2 protein-coding genes and 1 pseudogene are annotated in these 2,370 nt (G+C 47.6%); 2 read left to right on the forward strand and 1 reads right to left on the reverse strand.

Translation table 11 applies throughout. The features are described 5' to 3' along the window. Positions 1-662, forward strand: a pseudogene (locus ACS8YF_RS19440) (IS3-like element IS150 family transposase); the annotation flags it as partial. 15 nt (positions 663-677) lie between these two features. On the opposite strand, the gene ACS8YF_RS19445 reads toward ACS8YF_RS19440, so the two are convergent. Then, a protein-coding gene (locus tag ACS8YF_RS19445) for an IS1-like element IS1A family transposase (RefSeq protein WP_094096600.1) occupies positions 678-1,375 on the reverse strand; the annotation gives its coding sequence in 2 pieces (ribosomal slippage) (positions 678-1,126 and positions 1,126-1,375; 699 coding nt in all). A 277-nt stretch (positions 1,376-1,652) separates the two neighbouring features. On the opposite strand from ACS8YF_RS19445, the gene ACS8YF_RS19450 reads away from it, so the two are divergent. Beyond that, complete coding sequence (locus tag ACS8YF_RS19450; protein ID WP_000412211.1) at positions 1,653-2,312, forward strand: type A-1 chloramphenicol O-acetyltransferase; 660 nt, start codon at positions 1,653-1,655, stop codon at positions 2,310-2,312. Positions 2,313-2,370 lie beyond the last annotated feature (58 nt).

Raw genomic sequence — 2,370 nt, forward strand, 5'->3', positions numbered from 1 at the left:
GGCACCAAAAGAAACATTGCAATATCAGTTGATCCAGAAAAAGCGGCATCAGCATTGGAGCTGTCAAAAGACCGACGCATTGAGGATCTTGAAAGGCAAGTTCGATTTCTTGAAACGCGGCTTATGTATCTAAAAAAGCTGAAAGCCTTAGCTCATCCCACGAAAAAGTGAAAGTACTCAACGAGCTAAGGCAGTTTTATCCTCTTGATGAGCTTCTCAGGGCTGCGGAGATACCGCGCAGTACGTTTTATTATCATCTAAAGGCTCTCAGCAAGCCTGACAAGTATGCGGACGTTAAAAAGCGTATTAGTGAGATTTATCACGAGAATAGAGGCCGATACGGATACCGTAGGGTAACGCTGTCTCTTCATCGAGAAGGGAAACAGATTAACCATAAAGCTGTTCAGCGCCTGATGGGAACCCTCTCACTTAAAGCAGCGATTAAGGTCAAGCGATACCGCTCTTACAGAGGAGAGGTAGGGCAAACCGCCCCTAATGTTCTCCAAAGAGATTTCAAGGCTACGCGGCCAAACGAGAAGTGGGTTACCGATGTTACTGAATTTGCAGTCAATGGGCGCAAGCTGTATTTGTCTCCAGTAATAGATCTCTTCAACAACGAAGTTATTTCTTACAGCCTTTCGGAAAGACCAGTGATGAACATGGGTAATGACTCCAACTTATTGATAGTGTTTTATGTTCAGATAATGCCCGATGACTTTGTCATGCAGCTCCACCGATTTTGAGAACGACAGCGACTTCCGTCCCAGCCGTGCCAGGTGCTGCCTCAGATTCAGGTTATGCCGCTCAATTCGCTGCGTATATCGCTTGCTGATTACGTGCAGCTTTCCCTTCAGGCGGGATTCATACAGCGGCCAGCCATCCGTCATCCATATCACCACGTCAAAGGGTGACAGCAGGCTCATAAGACGCCCCAGCGTCGCCATAGTGCGTTCACCGAATACGTGCGCAACAACCGTCTTCCGGAGACTGTCATACGCGTAAAACAGCCAGCGCTGGCGCGATTTAGCCCCGACATAGCCCCACTGTTCGTCCATTTCCGCGCAGACGATGACGTCACTGCCCGGCTGTATGCGCGAGGTTACCGACTGCGGCCTGAGTTTTTTAAGTGACGTAAAATCGTGTTGAGGCCAACGCCCATAATGCGGGCAGTTGCCCGGCATCCAACGCCATTCATGGCCATATCAATGATTTTCTGGTGCGTACCGGGTTGAGAAGCGGTGTAAGTGAACTGCAGTTGCCATGTTTTACGGCAGTGAGAGCAGAGATAGCGCTGATGTCCGGCGGTGCTTTTGCCGTTACGCACCACCCCGTCAGTAGCTGAACAGGAGGGACAGCTGATAGAAACAGAAGCCACTGGAGCACCTCAAAAACACCATCATACACTAAATCAGTAAGTTGGCAGCATCACCCGACGCACTTTGCGCCGAATAAATACCTGTGACGGAAGATCACTTCGCAGAATAATAAATCCTGGTGTCCCTGTTGATACCGGGAAGCCCTGGGCCAACTTTTGGCGAAAATGAGACGTTGATCGGCACGTAAGAGGTTCCAACTTTCACCATAATGAAATAAGATCACTACCGGGCGTATTTTTTGAGTTATCGAGATTTTCAGGAGCTAAGGAAGCTAAAATGGAGAAAAAAATCACTGGATATACCACCGTTGATATATCCCAATGGCATCGTAAAGAACATTTTGAGGCATTTCAGTCAGTTGCTCAATGTACCTATAACCAGACCGTTCAGCTGGATATTACGGCCTTTTTAAAGACCGTAAAGAAAAATAAGCACAAGTTTTATCCGGCCTTTATTCACATTCTTGCCCGCCTGATGAATGCTCATCCGGAATTCCGTATGGCAATGAAAGACGGTGAGCTGGTGATATGGGATAGTGTTCACCCTTGTTACACCGTTTTCCATGAGCAAACTGAAACGTTTTCATCGCTCTGGAGTGAATACCACGACGATTTCCGGCAGTTTCTACACATATATTCGCAAGATGTGGCGTGTTACGGTGAAAACCTGGCCTATTTCCCTAAAGGGTTTATTGAGAATATGTTTTTCGTCTCAGCCAATCCCTGGGTGAGTTTCACCAGTTTTGATTTAAACGTGGCCAATATGGACAACTTCTTCGCCCCCGTTTTCACCATGGGCAAATATTATACGCAAGGCGACAAGGTGCTGATGCCGCTGGCGATTCAGGTTCATCATGCCGTTTGTGATGGCTTCCATGTCGGCAGAATGCTTAATGAATTACAACAGTACTGCGATGAGTGGCAGGGCGGGGCGTAATTTTTTTAAGGCAGTTATTGGTGCCCTTAAACGCCTGGTTGCTACGCCTGAATAAGTG

Source organism: Salinisphaera sp. SWV1, assembly GCF_052044155.1.
GTDB lineage: Bacteria > Pseudomonadota > Gammaproteobacteria > Nevskiales > Salinisphaeraceae > Salinisphaera.

What these genes read in the sequence shown, in the direction of transcription:
- ACS8YF_RS19450 (WP_000412211.1), top strand. Translation starts at nt 1,653, where the DNA reads ATGGAGAAAAAAATCACTGGATATACCACCGTTGATATATCCCAATGG.